12 protein-coding genes are annotated in these 18,440 nt (G+C 45.8%); 7 read left to right on the forward strand and 5 right to left on the reverse strand.

Annotated features, from left to right (window positions below):
• Positions 1-68: 68 nt before the first annotated feature.
• Positions 69-1,556 carry a glycosyl hydrolase family 57 gene (locus QUB25_RS23185; RefSeq protein WP_333186549.1) on the reverse strand — a complete coding sequence of 496 codons (1,488 nt, stop codon included), beginning with the start codon at positions 1,554-1,556 and terminating at the stop codon, positions 69-71.
• A gap of 180 nt (positions 1,557-1,736) precedes the next feature.
• Here QUB25_RS23185 and QUB25_RS23190 point away from each other — a divergent pair, with 180 nt between their 5' ends.
• The 6 genes from QUB25_RS23190 to QUB25_RS23215 all read left to right on the forward strand — a co-directional run bounded on the left by QUB25_RS23190 (position 1,737) and on the right by QUB25_RS23215 (position 9,752).
• Positions 1,737-2,465 (forward strand): AIM24 family protein, encoded by a 729-nt coding sequence (locus QUB25_RS23190; protein WP_333074682.1) that lies wholly within the window; start codon positions 1,737-1,739, stop codon positions 2,463-2,465.
• 177 nt (positions 2,466-2,642) lie between these two features.
• Positions 2,643-3,449 (forward strand): DUF928 domain-containing protein, encoded by an 807-nt coding sequence (locus tag QUB25_RS23195; RefSeq protein WP_333186552.1) that lies wholly within the window; start codon positions 2,643-2,645, stop codon positions 3,447-3,449.
• A gap of 124 nt (positions 3,450-3,573) precedes the next feature.
• Positions 3,574-6,756 (forward strand): CHAT domain-containing protein, encoded by a 3,183-nt coding sequence (locus QUB25_RS23200; protein WP_333186554.1) that lies wholly within the window; start codon positions 3,574-3,576, stop codon positions 6,754-6,756.
• A gap of 277 nt (positions 6,757-7,033) precedes the next feature.
• Positions 7,034-7,762 (forward strand): response regulator transcription factor, encoded by a 729-nt coding sequence (locus QUB25_RS23205; protein ID WP_333186557.1) that lies wholly within the window; start codon positions 7,034-7,036, stop codon positions 7,760-7,762.
• A gap of 234 nt (positions 7,763-7,996) precedes the next feature.
• Complete coding sequence (locus QUB25_RS23210; protein ID WP_333186559.1) at positions 7,997-8,725, forward strand: response regulator transcription factor; 729 nt, start codon at positions 7,997-7,999, stop codon at positions 8,723-8,725.
• Positions 8,726-8,999: 274 nt separating this feature from the next.
• Positions 9,000-9,752 carry a hypothetical protein gene (locus QUB25_RS23215; protein WP_333186562.1) on the forward strand — a complete coding sequence of 251 codons (753 nt, stop codon included), beginning with the start codon at positions 9,000-9,002 and terminating at the stop codon, positions 9,750-9,752.
• Between the two features lie 489 nt (positions 9,753-10,241).
• Here QUB25_RS23215 and QUB25_RS23220 read toward each other — a convergent pair whose 3' ends face one another.
• From QUB25_RS23220 to QUB25_RS23230, 3 genes are read right to left on the reverse strand one after another with little or no spacing between them, the layout of a single operon-like run.
• On the reverse strand, positions 10,242-12,632 hold the full coding sequence (locus QUB25_RS23220; RefSeq protein ID WP_333186565.1) for a CHASE2 domain-containing protein: 2,391 nt from the start codon (positions 12,630-12,632) through the stop codon (positions 10,242-10,244).
• Positions 12,633-12,690: 58 nt separating this feature from the next.
• Complete coding sequence (locus tag QUB25_RS23225; RefSeq protein ID WP_333186568.1) at positions 12,691-13,683, reverse strand: DUF1822 family protein; 993 nt, start codon at positions 13,681-13,683, stop codon at positions 12,691-12,693.
• A gap of 51 nt (positions 13,684-13,734) precedes the next feature.
• Positions 13,735-14,415, reverse strand: a complete 681-nt coding sequence (locus tag QUB25_RS23230; RefSeq protein ID WP_333062488.1) for a sigma-70 family RNA polymerase sigma factor — start codon at positions 14,413-14,415, stop codon at positions 13,735-13,737.
• Between the two features lie 541 nt (positions 14,416-14,956).
• Here QUB25_RS23230 and glgA point away from each other — a divergent pair.
• Positions 14,957-16,432: a glycogen synthase GlgA gene (glgA, locus tag QUB25_RS23235; RefSeq protein ID WP_333186572.1), complete on the forward strand. Its 1,476-nt coding sequence runs from the start codon at positions 14,957-14,959 to the stop codon at positions 16,430-16,432.
• 587 nt (positions 16,433-17,019) lie between these two features.
• Here the strand turns inward: glgA and QUB25_RS23240 are convergent.
• The gene (locus tag QUB25_RS23240; RefSeq protein ID WP_333186575.1) at positions 17,020-17,856 is read right to left on the reverse strand and encodes an SDR family NAD(P)-dependent oxidoreductase; all 837 of its coding nucleotides are present in this window, start codon (positions 17,854-17,856) and stop codon (positions 17,020-17,022) included.
• Between the last annotated feature and the right edge of the window lie 584 nt (positions 17,857-18,440).

Raw genomic sequence — 18,440 nt, forward strand, 5'->3', positions numbered from 1 at the left:
GTGCCTCAGCGCTGATATTTGAGGAGGCTCAAACAGTTTGTTTCCGAGGCACCCTACGATAAATTCTCCTACTTCATTAAAGCAGCGCCTCGGTTGTAAAGTTCGCGCGCGTAATCAGTCCAAGTTCCCTGTCCCCAATAGCGGAAACAGCTTGTTTGCACCAACAAATTGTAAAGCAAAGCTTGCTGATATTCAAATTGCTTGGTAACTGAAGCATCTTGCTGCAACAGCGGGTCGTATTTTTTGTGAAATGCAGCGCTGAGTAGATTCATCGGTTCCAAGACATTTTCGTAACCTTTCACCCAACTCAAATCGTTAGTCCAAGAAGCACCGTCCATGTGAAAATTATGGTCGGTTTGCTTGAGTTGAGCGATCGCACTTTCCACTTTTTCCGGCGTCGCATTATCAGGATTGACTAGGTGCCAGATTTTGTGCTGGTTAATTCCCTGACAAACAGGATAATCTTCAGGATTAACTCCCGCCGCTTCAATTATCTCCAAATATTCAGTGCCGTTTAAACCGACAACGCCGGATTTTCCGCCGCCTTGTTCGCGGTTTTCGTGCCAAGCTTTGACAAAGGCGCTGGGAAATTCATTCATCATGACGCCGCCATTTTCGCCGTCGGCAATTTGAGTAACTAAAGAAGGAACTGTGACATTGCCAATTTGCTGTTTATTGCGTCCTTTCGCTTCGTAATACGGCTGCATTTGACCCACCAATTTCGTATCTGAACCTTGGGTTTTAATCAAAGCCGTGATGCTGATTGTTTCGCCGTGAGAATTGCGGGCTACTAAACGGTTGGGAATATATTTTTGGTCTTGCGACAATCCCGAACCGTCGGGATTTTCTACAGAATGTTCCTGCACCATCAGCCAGCGGTAGCCGCATTCTTTCAAAGCTTTGATGTATTCGTACAGTGTATCTGGGTGATTGGGAAAGTGCATTTCTGGGGGCGAAAACCCTTTAACACGCTTCAGGGCATCCAAGCCAAAAATTGCCGCAAAATGATGTTGCCATGCTTGAATTTGAAGTTTGATGTCGGGAATGGGAGTTGAGGGAATAACGGCGTGACTCCACATTGTCCCCAGCCATTCTACGTGGGGTTGATATTGAGGTTCGCAGGTGATGCGCTTAAGATTATCAAAGATATCGTCCCGCCCCATTTGGCGCAATCCCCACAATAAGTTACCCGAATAGTCGAGCATAATTCGCGGGTTGCAGCCTTCAGCAATCAGTTGGGGGATGAATTCTCCCATGCGAGAATAGCACCAAGCAAAGACTCCGGCATTGTGGTTATCTCCTTGGTTGGGATGTTCAAACATATGCTGGAGATTGCAGATCAGTTCGCCGTTTGCACCGGCAGGAATTGTGGGTTGGTGCATATGGAGGGCGCAGGCGAATCCGGCTTGAATGTTTTCGAGGCGGAGATTTGTGGTAGGTAGAAAGATTGGTTCGTTGCTATTGGCTGCGGCACGGATTTCTGCTTCGGAGCCGGAAATATTGGGCAATCCTGAGGTGATTTCTTGTAAATTGGGAGATTGTGCGATCGCAGGCATAAATTTTTCTCAACAATTGTGGAGGGGCGCTGTCTGCTATTGCTAATATAGCTTGATAATTTAACAGTAGCAGAGGATGTCTGCAAAAGATAAATTTCACAGGATAAGTCCGGGAGCGCGGAATCTCCAAATCACGGGTCAAATGTTTAACACATTTCACGTAAATAGGCGAGGTAAATTATGAAATACGAAATCAAGGTTTTGGAACCAACGGATTTGTGGTACATCCAAAATAACATCAATCCTGAAACCAATAAGTTTTACCATCCTACTAAGAATATTCCCCTCGTTCAGCAAGCGGAAATTAACTTGAATAATTCGGGAGTGATAATTCAAAAAGGTGCGCTGCATTGGTGTATGGGAAAATTGACTTCCGGTGTTTATAAAACGGATAACCGTTTGAAAGATATGTGGGTATCTTTGACAACGGAAATGGACTACAACGCTCCCGTATATCAAGGGACTGGTACTGTAAAACTGGAACCGAGACAAAAAGGGCATTTTCTGCATTATACGCAGATCGAGCTTTCGGATGCGGAGCAGTGGGAGTTTGATGACGGTATATTTCAGTTTTGTTCGGACAATGTAGTTATCGGTGCTAAAAAACTGAAATTCCGACAAGTGGCTGCTTCTAATGACGGTAGGTGGAGGATTGCTGTTACAGCTTTGCGCGAGCAAAAAGCTACTGTTGTAGCAGCTACAAATTCACCGGGTAAGATTGTCGAACTCAGACAAGGTGAAACTTTGATAGCTGATTGCGATTTGGTTAAAGGATATACCAAGGGGATTGAAGAAGATTATCGAAAATTAGGTCATTTTGGGAAAGGGGGTGGAGAGGGTTATGTTTGGTATTATCAGGGGAAAGGTAAATTATTAGTATGTGAAAATGATGCTATGGGTTTAGGTTGAGTTGTTTCATTTTTAAAGTAGAGGTTGCTGGAGCAGGGATCGCGGAATTTTATTGGGCAAATATACTAAAAAAATTACGCGAAACTATAGACGCTAGCATAAAAAATCTGGCAAGATTATTTTCAGGGTGCAGTTGGATCGAACTGAGATTTTACACCTCTACTTGGCGGATATTTTATGAATGTAACAAAACTGCTCCTACAGCAGGCAACGCTTAATGTGCTTGTTGCTTTAACAATGGTTCAACCTGGATTGGCAGCGATGCTCGCTGATTCATCATCGGGGGAACCGAATTTGCTGCCACAGGTACTCGCCTACGATCCGCCCGCGCGCGGCGCACCAGGCGATCGCAAAGACGCAGGCAGCCGCGATCCTCACAACTTCTTAGCTTTGATTCCCGCTACAAATTTAGGGTTGACAGCGATCGCACATCCGACTTTTTGGCTGTACTTGCCGACTTCATTGCCCGATGACATTCCCTTTGAGTTTGTGCTGCGGGACGAACAGCAAGAGGTAGTTTTCCGAACAGTTTTTGAGCTAGAAAAAGCAGCGGGAATTGCCAGTTTTTCCTTGCCGGAAAATTCACCTCCTCTGGAAATTGGCAAGAAGTATCAGTGGTGTTTTTTCTGCGGAAAAATCTCCCGCCAAGGGTGGGTTGAGCGGGTGGCAATGAAACCAGAAATTTTGGTTCAGCTAGAAAAAGCATCTCTAAGGGAGCGCGTTTTTCTGCTTGCTAAACACGGTTTGTGGTACGAAACTCTCACAGAATTAGTTGCACTGCGCGGCAAACTGTTGAGCCAATTACACGCAGCTACTTTAGAGGAGAGGCTGCTAATTTATGCTGAAAATGATTTGCGGTATGAAGCGCTAGCAGAGTTATCTGGATTTGAGAAAATATCTTCTCTGGCGACTTTGGATGCTGACTGGGAGGCTTTATTGCAGCATCCGTTTGTCCGCTTGCACGGGATAGTTTCACCACTTTAACAGGTAAGATGCCTGTTCCACAAAGAGTAAGTTTTTTTTGTGGAGAGTAGGGGTTGGGCAGGAGATCTCGCCCATCAGGAACAGGCCGGAAAGCCTGTTCCACAAAAATTAAGTCAACTAAGCGATGAAATACCCGATATTAAGCGTCTACGATACTTTCAATACAGAGCCAATCGCCCATTGGTCATTTGATGAAGCAGGCAACTTGGCGAGCAATCGCCCGGATCTCCCTCCGGCACGCCTAATTGACAGTGTTTCCCGTGCTGTTGAACCATTAGAAACCGGGTCGCACGAAAGCCTGCTGCTAACTGGAGGTTGCGTTACTTTCCCAGTTACTCCTTTACTGGAGATAGGCAAAGAAGACTTTTCTATTTGTGCGTGGATTCGCACGGGAGATTTTGGTATTTCCAAGATTATCGATCAGCGTATTCAAGAAGATTCTGGCCGTTTACGGGGCTGGTCTTTCTTTATTTATAAAGGCCAAATTAACCTTCAAATAGCGGATGGCAGCAGTTGGGTAAACTATTATTACAACCGGCGAGAAAAAGATATTCCATCTTTGCCCGTTGTCAGCAACAACCAATGGCATCACGTTGCGGTTGTTGTGGATCGCGATCGAGCGGATGGAGGGCGCTGGTATGTCGATGGCAAGGAAGTAGGTTTCCGGTTCAACCCAACATATCAACAGGGTTCCCTCAGCCATAGTATTCCCTTAACTATTGGCAGGCGATCGGACGATTTAGGGGGCATTTTTCTGGGCAACATTGGAGATATTCGGCTCTACAAACAGGCGCTGTCGGCAGCAGATGTACTGTTGATTTACCGATCGATTCAGTTTTCTCTTCGTGATAAAAGTAGTGTTAAAATTATTAACAGAGCAGCAAGAGTACGCCGCCAGAAAGATTCCTTCTGGAACAGCGCTAAGAGTTTCCGGGAAATATACTCGCAGGCGATCGCATACTATCAGCAGTCGCTAAATATTCATAGAGACACTGGCAACCGCTACGCAGAAGCAAATTCTCTGAACAGTCTAGGCAGTATTTACGATGTCCTGGGGGAATACTCCCAAGCAATTGATTATCATCAGCAGTGCCTAAATATGCAGCGAGACATTGGCAACCGCGATGGGGAAGCTGCTTCTTTACACTCTTTGGGCAATATTTACGATGTCCTGGGGGAATACTTGCAAGCAATTGATTGCCACCAGCAGTGCTTAAATATTCAGCGAGAAACCGGCAACTCTCATGGAGAAGCTAGTTCCTGGCGCGATTTGGGGAGTGCATATCATTCCCTGGGCGAATACCAGCGGGCGAGCGAGTGCCAGCAGCAGTCTCTAGATATAGTCCTAAAACTTAACTCTGGGTATAGAGAAGCGGAATCCTTGAACGCTTTGGGCCGTACATATGTTTCCCTAGGGCAAAATCAACGGGCGATCGAATACTCTCAGAAATCCCTGAATCTTGACAAGAAAATCAATAACCGTTATGGGGAAGCGAATTCCTTGGTGACTCTGGGCAATGCTTACAGTAATTTGGGGAATTACTTGCGGGCGATCGAATACTACCAGCAGTCTTTAGATATTCAGAAGGAAATCGGCGATCGCTCTGGACAAGCGACTTCCTGGCGAAATCTTGGCAATGCTTACCGCTGTTTGGGGCAGTGCCAACGGGCGATCGAATACAGCCAGCAGAGTTTAGAAATCGCGCGATCGATCGGCGAAATGGCATCAGAAGGCGCAACTCTCAACAATTTAGGACTCGCTTTTTTTGACTCTGGACAGTTTGCTGAAGCTGAAACATTCCTCCGCGATGCGATTCAAATTTGGGAATCACTTCGGGGAAAATTGGGCAACCACGATAACTTTAAAGTATCTATTTTTGAAACCCAAGCAAGAACTTATCGCCACTTAGAAAAAGTTCTGATTTCCCAGTCAAAAACCGAACATGCGCTGGAAATTTCGGAGCGATCCCGCGCGCGGGCTTTTGTAGAGTTACTGAGTGTTCGGTTATCTGCAAAGTTATATGCGATACCCAATATTAAGCCACCTAATATCGATCGAATTAAAGAAATTGCCAAAGCACAAAATGCCACTTTTATCGAATATTCGATTTCTTTTTTAGAAGAACTGTTTATTTGGGTAATCCAGCCGACGGGCGAAATTGCCTTTCGCCAAGTTGACCTCAATTATCAACATACTCCGCTCAAAGACTTGGTTTCCGACTCTCGCGAGGCGATCGGCATCAGGAATCGCGACTTCAATCCCACTCTAAAAATTGGCCCAGGCGATTTAGTTAAACTCCACGACGATGCCCCTAATTGGGAACCTTGGCAAGTCATATCTGTTGATGAAACACACAGCATTCTCTCGCTCTGGCAATCCTCTTGGCCCGCAGGATTGACTATTCCCCGACCTGCAATTGATGTAACAGCAAAAGTGCAATCGAGTCGCACCAATCACCCGCGCTTGCAAAAACTCCATCAACTGCTAATTGAACCGATTGCTGATTTGTTGCCGACAGATCCACAAGCCAGGATTATCTTTATTCCTCAAGGCGAACTGTTTTTCGTTCCCTTTCCGGCCTTGCAAGATGCTGCGGGTAAATTCTTAATTGAAAAACATACTATCCTGACCGCTCCTTCGATTCAAATTCTGGAATTAACCCGCCAAAAACGGCAAGAGATTTCCGATTTAGCTTGGGACATTCTAATAGTAGGAAATCCGACTATGCCCGAAGTTTCTCTTGTAGCGGGAAAACCCCTGCAGCGGTTATCTGCTTTGCCGCATTCAGAAACCGAAGCTAACGCGATCGCCCAATTGTTCCAAACTCAAGCCCTGACGGGCAATTCGGCTACCAAAGCGGCTGTACTTCAGCGCTTGCCAAACGCCCGCATCGTCCATTTTGCCACCCACGGATTGCTCGATAACATTCGCGGGCTCGGCAGCGCGATCGCCCTTGCACCCGATCGCACCGATAGCGGTTTGCTGACTGCTGAGGAAATTTTGGATCTGCACCTCAACGCGGATTTGGTAGTTTTGAGCGCGTGCAATACCGGCATGGGGCGGATTACCGGCGACGGCGTTATCGGTTTGTCTCGCGCTTTAATTTCGGCTGGTACGCCCAGTGTCATTGTGTCTTTGTGGGCGGTGCCGGATGCTCCTACAGCCGATTTGATGGTGAAATTTTATCAAAATCTCGATCGAACGGGCAACAAAGCTCAAGCCTTGCGAAACGCCATGCTGGAGACAATGCAGCAGCATCCAAATCCCAGAGATTGGGCGGCTTTCACACTGATCGGCGAAACATAATTGATTAAATTTTGTAAAAAATTGCCAAAACAGCGAAAAAATTAGTTTTTTCGCTGAAAGCTCCACATAAACTCGATCGCGCTAGGAGCGATAAGTCATGTGTCGATTTAATTTCTTCACAAAAGTCACGCTTGCGATCGAAATCCAGGCAACCGCGGGGGGATTGCCCCTACTGCACAAACTTTAGTCCACTCCTAGCGGACTAAACAATAAAGACTGTTTTCATACACTTGCTCGCTTTCCTAACTTTGCACCCTTAACAATAAAGTCAAAAATTATGACAATATCTGCCGATCGAAAAGCCAAAATTCTGGTTGTCGAAGACGACGACTCTATCCGCACTCTCATCTACCGCTTTCTGAATCAAACATATCAAGTACAATTTGCTGCCGACGGCCAAACTGCTCTCGAAATTTTTGAAGAATTTAACCCAGTCCTGGTGATTTTGGATTGGAATTTACCCGATATTAGCGGCTATAAGCTTTGCCAAGAAATGCAGAAGCGCACTAATGTTTTAGTCGCGATTCTCAGCAGCCGCACCGCCCAAGAAGATCGAATTAAAATCATGAAGGCAGGTGCTGATGATTTTATCTGCAAACCCTTCTGTCTAGAAGAATTGGCAGTTAGAGTAGAAGTCTTGTTGAGGCGGGCGAGATCCGTCACCCCGCCCAACCTTGTCTTCGGCCAATTAGCGATCGATTTACTGAGTAGGGAGGTGAGATTGAAGGAGCAACTTCTAACGCTGACAACCTTAGAATTTGAAATATTGTGTTTTTTGGCAACTCATTCGGGTAAAGCTTGCAGCCGCCAACAGCTAATCGAAAAAGTTTGGGGGTGGAAATCCAATTATGGAGCAGAAGAGCGAGTGGTGGACGTGCATATCGGCCAAATTCGCAGGAAAATGGCTAAAGTTGATGCCGCTGTTCCGAATTTTATTCAAACTGTTCGGGGATACGGTTACACTTTCGCTCCGATCGCTCGCAGGGACAGGGTTGTTGGTAATTGAACAATCATCATAATTACGACTGGTTCCTAGATAGAGCGCGCGAACCAGTTAATTCGCTATTGTCCCACCCCATACTCGCCTTTTTAAAGGGAGTAGGGGTTGAGTAGGGGCAAGCTAAGGGGGCATCTACGGGGAAAGAAAACACGCGCTATAGGAGATCGAGGGGCTAATCAAAAGACAGCATACCTACTCGATTTTCTAAAGTTTGAACCATTAACAAGAGAGTCAAAATTTATGACGATATCTACCGATCAAACTTCCAAAATTTTGGTTGTAGAGAATGACGCCCCCGTCCGTAATTTCATCGACGGCTATCAGAATGAGACATATCAAGTACAATCTGCAGCAGACGGAAAAACAGCTTTAGAAATCTTTGAGGAATTCAACCCAGTCCTCGTAATCTTGGATGGGAATTTGCCAGATAATATCGGCATTAAACTTTGCAAAGAAATGCAGAAACGGAAGAATGTTTTTTTACTCGTGATTTTCAGCAGCGTTACAGGCGAAGAAGCTCGAATTAAAATCATAAAAGCAGGTGTTGATGATTTTATCGGCCAACCGTTCAGTCTTGAGGACTTGGCACTTAAAATAGAAATCTTGTTGAGGGAGATGAAAACCGTCAGTCCGCGCAATCTTGTCTTCGGTGAACTAGCGATAGATTTAATGAGTAGGGAGGTGAGATTAAAAGAGAAAACTTTAGCTCTGACGGCCTTAGAATATCAACTCTTGTATTTTTTGGCAACTTATCCAGGTAAAACCTGGAGCCGCCAACAGCTAATCGAAAAAGTTTGGGGATGGAAATGCAATGACGCACGAGACGAGCAAGTGGTGGACGTGTATATCCGTATGATTCGCAGGAAACTGGCTAAAGTCGATTCGGCTGTTCCGAATTTTATTCAAGCTACTCACGGATACGGTTACACTTTCGCTCCGATCGATCGCAATAACAAGGTAAGTAGGTAAGCGGGATTAAACACGGGAGCATCTCATATTTGTAAAAACACTTTTTCTGGCTCCTGCCTTCTTCCTCTTTCCTCCTGGCTTTTGACTCCCAACTCCAATTTCTAGCTTGGCTGCAAAAGTGAGATGCTCCCTTAAACACAGCTATGTAACCGTATGTAAACAGGGCTAACTTAGGCACGCTTAGGGTATTTGGATACTTTACAATCGCTTACATAATTGTGTTTTACAGCGCCTACCTACTTAGCCTGATTTTTGGAATAAAAGGGTGAGATAAATGAAAATAATCCAGCAAACAGCAAGTGAATTAATAATTCAGACTCAAAGCATATTTGATTTTTGGCTCCCTAGTTGTTTATTCATGGCAGTTGGACTGATATCGCTGACTTTTGACTATCATGCAGCAACCCTGAGCTGCCAGCGATTGCAGGCAAAACAAGGAAATTGCCAGATTGTGCGATCGAATTTACTGGGGTCGAACATCAAAGAAATTGAGCTTGCTTCTTTGCAGGGAGCTAAAGTTGAAAGATGCGGCTATAAAACCAGAGTTGTACTTTTGACTTCTGTTGGCAATGTTCCTTTCACTGCTAACTCCACTAATTGGAAAACCCAAGACGCTGTGGCTTCTGACATCAATTTTTTTGTTAAAAATGCCAAAGATCGCTTGCTGCGCTTCAGCCAAGACGATCGCTGGTTGGGATGGACAGGAGGCATATTTTTGCTCGCAGGAATCGCAGTGATCGTCTTGAGAAATAATGAAACTTACAGCTTCGATGAAACTTTAAACACCTTGACTGTTAAACAGCGGGGTTTGTTGGCACGTAAAGTAATGGAATACTCTCTGTGCGACATTTATGGCGTGGAAGTTGAGCGAACAAAAGATCGGGATCATGACATTTGGTACGAAGTTAGACTGTTAGTTTGTGGAGGCTCTCGCATCTCCCTACCCCGCACGATGAACCCATACCAGCAAGCAAAAATCGCTAAAGCGATTAACAACTATCTGCAGCAGCAAAATAACCAAAAATAGCCGATCGCGATCGGGAGGATTTCACTTTTGCCGCCAAGCTAGAAATTGGAGTTGGGAGCCAGGAGCTAGGAGCTAGGAGGAAAGAGGAAGAAGGAAGGAGCCAGAAGAAGTGTTTTTACAAATATGAGATGCTGCCTCGCGATCGACCCGATTTCTCAAGGTTGCGGACTTACGCAGAAACCGGGTTTTTCACCAAAATCTCTTCTAAGTAAGTCGGCGCCAAAAAACGCCCCTATGTAAACGAGGGCAAAGTCTCCAAATGCTCTCTACTGGCTAACTTAAACCTGTTTACATAGTGTTACATTATTCGGTTTAATCTTGCCTACCTACTTAGTTTCTAAGTGAATAGTCTGGGGAGCGTGAAGCATTTGGGCATAAAATCAAAGGTGGGAAACAGGAATTGTCGCCCAAATGCTCCACCTCTACATCTCTCGAATGGCTTGAGATTATTGGTTGGCGATGTCATCTAACGATTGCCAATTCCTATTGTCATTTCGACCGAAAAGTAAAAACGATCGCAATTACACCCGCTGCTACCATTGCCAAAGCTGAGGGTACCAAAGGCACCCACCAGCCCCCGATTAGCAAAAACCAGCAAACCCCGCACGAAATCCCCGTAGATGCGATCGCCCCCGACACCACGTGCAGCCTGCGTCGGCTGAGAATTGCGATCGCGCTACCAACTGCTGCCCAACCCACAATCCACAGCATTTGGGCCCATTCAGGAGCAATTTGCAGCAGCGGGCGCCCATCCAAAGCAGCGGTGATAATTTGACTCGACATTTGCGATTGAATTAACACCCCCGGCATTTTCTGGGAAGGCGATTCTCCCGCACTGTAGGGCGTCAAAAAATAATCTGGATTGGAAATCGGCGCCGTCACGCCAATAAAGATAATTCGGTCTTTTATCAAATTGGGATTGACTTTTTCTTCTAACAGTTCGGTCAGCATGACTCGGTGAACAAAATTTTTTGGTTGTCGGTAATTGAGTATTATTTGAAAACCGCGATCGTCCAAGTTTTGATAAGCGCCTGTACTGCCGTGAATCGGTGCAAAAACTGCATTACCCAGCCTTATCTTATCTCTGGGAAGAGATTCCGGTTGGATGCCTTTTGCTGCTAGGTAATGGAGGGCAGCCCTCGCGCTCAAAGAGTGCTCTGTAGTACAAGGATCGCTGCTGTGCGGCTGCATAAACAGCAAGTGGCGGCGGAGAATGCCGTCGGCATCTGTCACCACATCGCTGAACCCGAGGCGCTCTTTTGGCAGTGCGGGCGGCGGTTTGATGCCGTATTTGTTGGGTTTGCCGATTTCTTTGACGCTGCACAAACCAATTAAATTTCGATCGCCCTGAAAGCGAGCGGCTAATGCTGCATAACCGGGTTGTAAAGGGCGATCGCGGAAGATATCCAGGGCGATCGTTTGCGCGCCATACTGTGCCAATTTTCCCACTGCTTTTGCGATCGTCGCATCCGGCAGTGGAAAGCCGTATTTGTTGATATCCATTTCCGTGGCTTCCACCACCAGCAAACGCGAGTCTGAGCTTTCTGCAGGCCGCAGCCGCATCAGTTGGTCAAAAGCTTGTAATTCCCATATCTGGAGCAAGCCCAGCGATCGCGCTCCCATGACAGAAACAGCAGCAGTTGCGATCGCCAACAGCCCGATCTGAAAGCGGCGGAGCCGAGATAAAGATGGCGGATTGCTGACAGTTTCCTGCTCGGGTTTGTGCAGCAACTCTTGCCAAGTTGGCGGCTGGGATGCCGGATTTTGACAAATTATCGGCAGCCAATCCGCGCCGGGAATTTCTGACGCTAATTCTGCCAATCTTTGCCTCGCGAGACGCACTGCCACATACAAAGATTCCCCGGTGCAAAAAGCTTGGAGAAAATACTTTAAAAAATCTTGGGCCGCTCGATCGGACACCGGTTCCCGCATTACGATCGTTTGCGGGATGCCCAAATCTTCAAGCTGTCGCGCTATTCCCAATCCATCGCAGGAATTCAAAATGGCTAACTGCAAGCCGCTGCTAACCGCTAGCTTGAAACCGTGTTTCAGTTCTTCTACTGTTAAACTCTCAGTTTGATTAATATAAAATTTACCCGAGCGGCCGTCGCTGTGGGTAGAACTGTGTCCTGCAAAAAATAAGATATCCCAGCTTTTTTCCCAAAGCTGATCGCCGATTTTGCGGCGACTTGGTTCTACTAAAAAAGTAACTTCTGCTGAGGGCAATCCTGCAAGTATAATTCGATCTTGCTCAATATCAATTTTTTGACTGTTCCCCAAAATTGCTAAAATTTTTACGCGGCCTTTAGCGGGATTTCTGTTGGCGATAGCCGGTTTTATAGAAGTTGCGCGACTCAAAGCAATTTCGGCTTTCGGGTAGCGCTCAAAAATATCCCAACAGTACCAAGGCAGCCGCCGCAAATGGATGTCATCAGTTTTGATTAAAAATCGAATCGTGTCCGACGGCATTAATTGTTCGAGCAATGTTTCTTTGAGTTTGCGAAACGGTTCGGAGTTGAGCCAGCTATTGATTTGCTGGCTTAACTGTTCCCGCAACAAGCGGCATTTGGACAACTGTTCTGCACGAGAGCCCATAATGCTAATTTCGATCGGCTTAATGCGAAAATCTCCCAAACTGCGGTAGGTTGACTGCCAGCGATCGTAGTGTTCCGCTATTTCTGGTTTCGGAGGCAGGAAGGCTTGGATTTCCACTGCGGGGCGAGCTCCTTCCGCGCCGATTTCCAGAGAAACTCGCACCCCTTTTATCAAGTTATCATCTAGCTTCAAAACAACTAATTTCGGCATGGCTAACAACTGATAAGCCGAGGCGCATCTAAATTTTACAGTCACGGCGCGATTAAATTCTTGTGGGCTGGGCATCCTGCCCGCCCGAAAGGTTCAATTTCCATGCTGAACAACTTATGGCAAGCGAGCCACTTTAGGCGGCAAAATTCTCTGCAAAACAGAGTTCTTTCAGTTTTACCACAACGCTGAAACATTCTCCGCGATCGGCGGCAAATTCTAGAGTCATGTAGCCGTTACCGCTGCCGGCGCAAGCTTCCATGACAGTTTTTCCCTCGCAGTCGGTGACTTTCAGAGTCAGATTGAGCGGCAAACTGTCTGCCCCGCCGGCGGGATGCACCTGTACTTTAATATTAGTTTCAGTATCGGTTGTTGGTTCGATCGCCACCAGCAAAGCTACCGCTGGGGCTGGTTCTATTACACCCCTCCAGAAATTAGGTTTTTCTTGAAAAGCATCGATGGTTGCGGATGCTTTTTCCGAGGTATCTGCTGTCAGATGGATTATCTTGCCCCGCACGACTGCGCTGCTGTAACGAAAAACTAAATGAGGTTCTTTTGGCACTAAAATATCTTCTATAGACTGCCAACCAGCCTCAAAAATATTGTGCAGCCACTGGTGCACTTTTACTGTTTTTTGGCGGCGTTCCAGACAATCCAAATGTTGAAGAAGTTTGTCGAAACTTTGCAATTTATCAATAGCTAAATCGCCAGCGTTTGCAGTTTTCATAAATCCCAACAAAGTAGCTTTTTGTCGCTTTATATCGATTTCAACTGCTACTAAACCAATGCGATCGTCCGGTATTTCCAGCGGAATGTAACAAAACTTGCCAGACTTCAGAGGTCGGCATTCCAAATGACCTAGTTGAGTTAACTTCAAGTCTGCTGCATCGGTGTAAAGGCGCATGGCCGCGTTCCAACTGTCGCTGGCATTCAAGTCGGTGGGAATGTCCATCATTTCCATGTAATCTTTCACTGCACATACAGCTAAAGTGTTGAAATAAACTTGCTCTTTTTTTTCCGGGGATGTCACTCCGTCAAGATTTGAAAACTTCTGTGCCACCCGCAGGGCGGCGGCTGTAATGGACAGGGTAATAGATTTTTCTCTGATATTTTCGGTGCTGTTATTCATCACGGTTTTCCTGTTTGACAGATTTTTTTTAGGACAGGATTTGTCCTGCCTTTATTCCAGATATCCTTGATTTTTGGCAAAATTTCGCAAGCGGGGCAGACATTCTCTTTTATAAAAATTGGGGGCGGTTGACGGCGGCAAGTTAAATTCAAGAGCAATGTTTTTCCAGGGAGTCTCCGGGGGAAGACGCCTCAGAATTAAGATTTGGCAAGTGACATCGGGGCGTTCTTTAAGGTGAACGCTTCTCAATTCCCCCTCCGGATCTGCCCGCACCCATTTTTTTGTCTCTTCTAGGATGGCTAGCGGACTGTCAGAATAAGTCGGCGGGTTTTCGATATTATTGATCAGGTTAATTTCTGCTGAGTCTTCTGACATCAACGGTAAATCACGTCTAACTTTTTCCTGCGTTCGTTCGATAGTGAAGTCTTTCAGCCGCATCTTGAGATATTTGTCCAGCCAAGTAATGACGCTGCCCAGATTGCGATCGTAAGGTTTGTTTGCGGTGTTCGCTTCGCAAACATTGCGACAAAAATACACCCAAGTTTGCTGTAAAGCATCGTTGTAATGAGGCGTGTCTTCTTGCCAAAGTTTGCCGGATTTTACAATCAGCCTCACTATCTCGCTGAGTTTTTCCCGCCGCATCAAGCTTTTGGGCGGATGCGAACAGGCTTCAGCAACTAGCTGTTGCAGTTGTTGGTTTAAATTGTTTTCCTTACCGTTGGTGTCGGGCATCGGCGAGCGCCTCCTTAAGAGTCTCTGGATGAATGCTGGACACGGCATTTGCTGGTTTAAATTCCAAGATAGAATCCCTGATTTGATTAGTCCTGGACGCATTTCAAGGTAATTGTGTCATTGGCAAGTGAAATGAAGAATCTCAAACCCTTGTAACACCCCCCTTGAATGCGTAAGTCCTGTGGATGTTTGGCAGCCGAACAGGTGCTCTGTGCCAATCAGTTATCAGCATCGTGCGATAAAATTTCGCGCAAATTAGGCAAAAATTTTTAAAATATTTAGTTGACAAATGCCAGCAAATGAGGTATTAAATCGATTTGAGATTGAACCCACGGATGCGTTCTATGCCTCGTCTGCGGTTTAAATAATTCAGATCTGAGCCGAAACGATATCACCGATCGCCCGAATCTGCCCTAACATCCCCTACCTGTGCGTATTTCCCTGTATTCCCAATGGCCGACTTGCTTATTTGCCGAGAACTCATATACTTTGTCAAGTTAAGAAAATATTTTTTTGATTCATCCAGGAGCGAGAAAAAAAAATGTACATAGTACAAATTGCCTCGGAGTGCGCCCCCGTTATCAAAGCAGGAGGTTTGGGCGACGTAGTTTACGGCTTGAGCCGGGAGTTGCAGAATTCCGGCCACTGCGTCGAGATTATTCTACCGAAGTACGACTGCATGAGGTACGACCACATTTGGGGACTTCACGAAGCCTACCGGGATCTGGCTGTGCCCTGGTACGGCGGCGAAATCCTCTGCGATGTCTTGTGCGGCTGGGTGCACGGGCAGTTGTGTTTTTTCATCGAACCTCGCTCTCAAGATAACTTTTTTAATCGCGGCTGTTATTACGGCTGCAATGACGACAATATGCGGTTTGCATTTTTCAGCAAAGCCGCTTTGGAATTTTTGCTCAGAAGCAACAAGCGTCCCGATGTGATTCACTGTCACGATTGGCAAACTGGTTTGGTTCCAGTCCTGCTGTTTGAAATATACAAATACAATTGGATGGAATATCAGCGAGTCTGCTATACCATTCACAATTTCAAACATCAAGGCATGGGAGGTAGCGATATTTTGCAAGCAACGGGTTTGCACAGACCGGATTATTATTTTGATTACGATCGCCTCCGAGATAACTTTAACCCTTTTGCTATCAACTTTATGAAAGGCGGCATTGTTTACTCGAACTTTGTCACCACGGTTTCGCCGCACCACGCTTGGGAAGCTCACCTCGGCGAGTTTGGCTACGGTTTGGGTCACACTTTGCACTTGTATCAAGAGAAGTTTCGCGGGGTGCTCAACGGCATTGATTATGATGTGTGGAATCCCGAGACCGATCGCTATATTCCGCACCACTACACTAAGGATGATTTGGCAGGAAAAGCCAAAACTAAAAAAGCTTTGCGCGATCGGCTGTTACTGCGCGATGCTGACAAGCCTATTATTACCTTTATCGGTCGTTTGGACGACCAAAAAGGTGTTCATCTCGTCCACCATGCAATTTATTACTCTCTGAGTAAGGGAGCGCAATTCGTGCTTTTGGGTTCCGCGACGGAAGCGGGAATTAACGCGCATTTCCAGCACGAAAGACAGTTTTTAAATGACAATCCAGACTGCCATTTAGAACTAGGTTTTAATGAGGAACTGTCGCACTTAATTTACGCCGGTGGGGATATGATTGTGGTTCCCAGTAATTACGAACCCTGCGGGCTGACTCAGATGATCGGGTTGAGGTACGGTACTGTTCCTGTGGTGCGGGGAGTGGGCGGTTTGGTGAATACTGTGTTCGATCGAGATTACGACACCCGCCACCTCCCGGAAGAACGCAACGGTTACGTGTTTTACCAAACCGACTACTCGGCTTTACAGTCGGCGCTCGATCGGGCGATCGGATTGTGGTATGACTATCATGATGAATTTGAAAAACTCATGCTTCAAGGCATGAATTGTGACAATTCGTGGAAATATCCAGCTAAAGACTATGTGGAAATTTACGAGCTAATTCGACACAAATAATCAGTAGGGCTAGCAGTGTACAAGTTACTAACTGTAGGGTGTGCACAGCTAGCCCGCGTCTTGGTGGCCGTTGAACCTGGTCGAGAAGTCTGACAGTGGATACATGGCGGTGACGAGAATCGCCATGAGTTGGCTCTTGCTTTGTTTTTGGGAGCGCGAGATGCTTTAACTCAATTTCCGCACCCTCCACTGCCACAATCGGTTTTTGCGGAATTTTGTGAACCAAAAGGGTCACTTTTTATATACACAAGTGGGTAATTGAACTGGTGATTGCCAGTTCACTTTCGCTAAACTCCGAAAATTCGTAATGTGACAGTTCAGGGTGCCGAATGTGGGTGTGAGCAGGGTTGTCAACTTGTCGGTTCCCTATGTGGCTGAAGGTAAGGTGTAATGGCGATCACGGCTTGTCGGTGGATCGTGCAAATCCGTTTGATTTTGACATGGTTGGCGCTCGCTCTCATCACCATCTGCCAGTTGCGTCAGTCCTGAGATAGCGGTGGCAGGCAGACCCAAAGAGTTGTACAATATGCACGCAGTTATCTTGAAATTTACAGTTTGCTTAATTATCAGAGTTAAAACAAGAGTCGTTACCAAAGCGCTCCTGCTGATACTGTTAGCTCCTGCATCGTTATCCCAAAAGCTTCTTCCCTGCACAAAAAAGCAGCTAACGCTCCAATTTCTTGAGGTTGAATCATTCTCTTTTGAGGATTAGTCTCTTTTGTTTGTTGAATGTATTGCTCTGGATTTTGCTCCTCTACTGTTTCAGCAATATGTGTCATCCAACTTTTACCAAATTTGGTTTCCACCCAACCAGGACTAATCGCATTGCAAGATACCCCATATGCAGCACCTTCTAAGGCTACACAACGAGTCAAGCCTACTACTCCTGCTTTTGCAGCACAATAAGCACCATTAGATGGAGAACCTACTGAAGCTGCGGTGGAAGCAATATTAATAATTCGTCCCCATCGTTGCTCGATCATACCAGGCAGACAAAGCTTGATGGTGCGATAGACCCCATTGAGATTAACATCTATAACTTTCTGCCAAAGCCGATCGGAATGACCGCATATTGTCTGCTCCGCACTAATTCCCGCAGCATTAGCCAGAATATCTATTTTGCCGAATGTTTTGATGGTTACATCGTAAAACGCCTGTACAGACTCCATTGAACACACATCAAGATTAGTGGCTATCGCTCTAACTCCTAGCTCCTCAATTTCCTTTTTTGTAGTTTCTAATTCCTCAGCACCGGGTAAATAAACTAATTCTTCAGGTTTTGAGCTATTATTACTTGCTAAAAGTGAACCTATTACTACATTAGCACCTGCTTGGGCAAAAGCTAAAGCGATCGCCTTACCCATTCCTGACGCTCCTCCTGTCACCAGAGCTACACGATTTTTTAAATATTTTTCTTGATTCATATTTAGTTTATGTTTCTGACTTTAAAGCGATTATAACTCAAGACGGTTCAGTTAAGGAAAATTGTACGAAAATGTTAGGTGGAGTGAAACGGAGGGTTCGTTTCTCAACCCAACCTACGCACGATCGGTTTTTTAGCACTAACTGAACCGTATTGGATTATAACTATCTTTCATTACTCCTGGAGTTTAGACTAAACAATGGTCGCAGCTAAAAGTAGCTGCCTTTCACTAGAAGGCAAGCTGTTACTCAACAACTCAAGAGGTAGAAGATTAAACAGGTAATTTTGAAGATTTTTTGCCTCGAGAAACCCGTTTTTTAACAGTGGGATAGTACGGTGCTTTAGTACGTGCCTTTCCTTTTTCCCAACCAGGTGATTTTCCCCTATGTTTAGGCAGTTGAGCCGGAGTACCAATGTCAACTAAAATCGACAACATTGATTGGGCAACACGTCCAGGAGTTAAATTGATACGCTTCAGATTGCCAAGGCAGTCGATTCTCGACCACTAATACCAATTTCCTAAAGTAGTGCTACAGTTAGTAGGTGTCTGTGTTGTAAATTAGTACCCAAACATAAGAAAGAAAA

This window comes from Microcoleus sp. B3-D7 (genome assembly GCF_036705305.1).
In the GTDB taxonomy this organism is placed as follows: Bacteria; Cyanobacteriota; Cyanobacteriia; order Cyanobacteriales; family Microcoleaceae; genus Microcoleus.

Excerpts from the sequence above, each read along its gene's own strand:
- QUB25_RS23185 (WP_333186549.1), bottom strand. The coding sequence starts at position 1,556 with ATGCCTGCGATCGCACAATCTCCCAATTTACAAGAAATCACCTCAGGA.
- QUB25_RS23220 (WP_333186565.1), bottom strand. The coding sequence starts at position 12,632 with ATGCCCAGCCCACAAGAATTTAATCGCGCCGTGACTGTAAAATTTAGA.
- QUB25_RS23210 (WP_333186559.1), top strand. The coding sequence starts at position 7,997 with ATGACGATATCTACCGATCAAACTTCCAAAATTTTGGTTGTAGAGAAT.
- QUB25_RS23205 (WP_333186557.1), top strand. The coding sequence starts at position 7,034 with ATGACAATATCTGCCGATCGAAAAGCCAAAATTCTGGTTGTCGAAGAC.
- QUB25_RS23215 (WP_333186562.1), top strand. The coding sequence starts at position 9,000 with ATGAAAATAATCCAGCAAACAGCAAGTGAATTAATAATTCAGACTCAA.
- QUB25_RS23230 (WP_333062488.1), bottom strand. The coding sequence starts at position 14,415 with ATGCCCGACACCAACGGTAAGGAAAACAATTTAAACCAACAACTGCAA.
- QUB25_RS23200 (WP_333186554.1), top strand. The coding sequence starts at position 3,574 with ATGAAATACCCGATATTAAGCGTCTACGATACTTTCAATACAGAGCCA.
- QUB25_RS23225 (WP_333186568.1), bottom strand. The coding sequence starts at position 13,683 with ATGAATAACAGCACCGAAAATATCAGAGAAAAATCTATTACCCTGTCC.
- QUB25_RS23240 (WP_333186575.1), bottom strand. The coding sequence starts at position 17,856 with ATGAATCAAGAAAAATATTTAAAAAATCGTGTAGCTCTGGTGACAGGA.
- QUB25_RS23195 (WP_333186552.1), top strand. The coding sequence starts at position 2,643 with ATGAATGTAACAAAACTGCTCCTACAGCAGGCAACGCTTAATGTGCTT.
- QUB25_RS23190 (WP_333074682.1), top strand. The coding sequence starts at position 1,737 with ATGAAATACGAAATCAAGGTTTTGGAACCAACGGATTTGTGGTACATC.
- glgA (WP_333186572.1), top strand. The coding sequence starts at position 14,957 with ATGTACATAGTACAAATTGCCTCGGAGTGCGCCCCCGTTATCAAAGCA.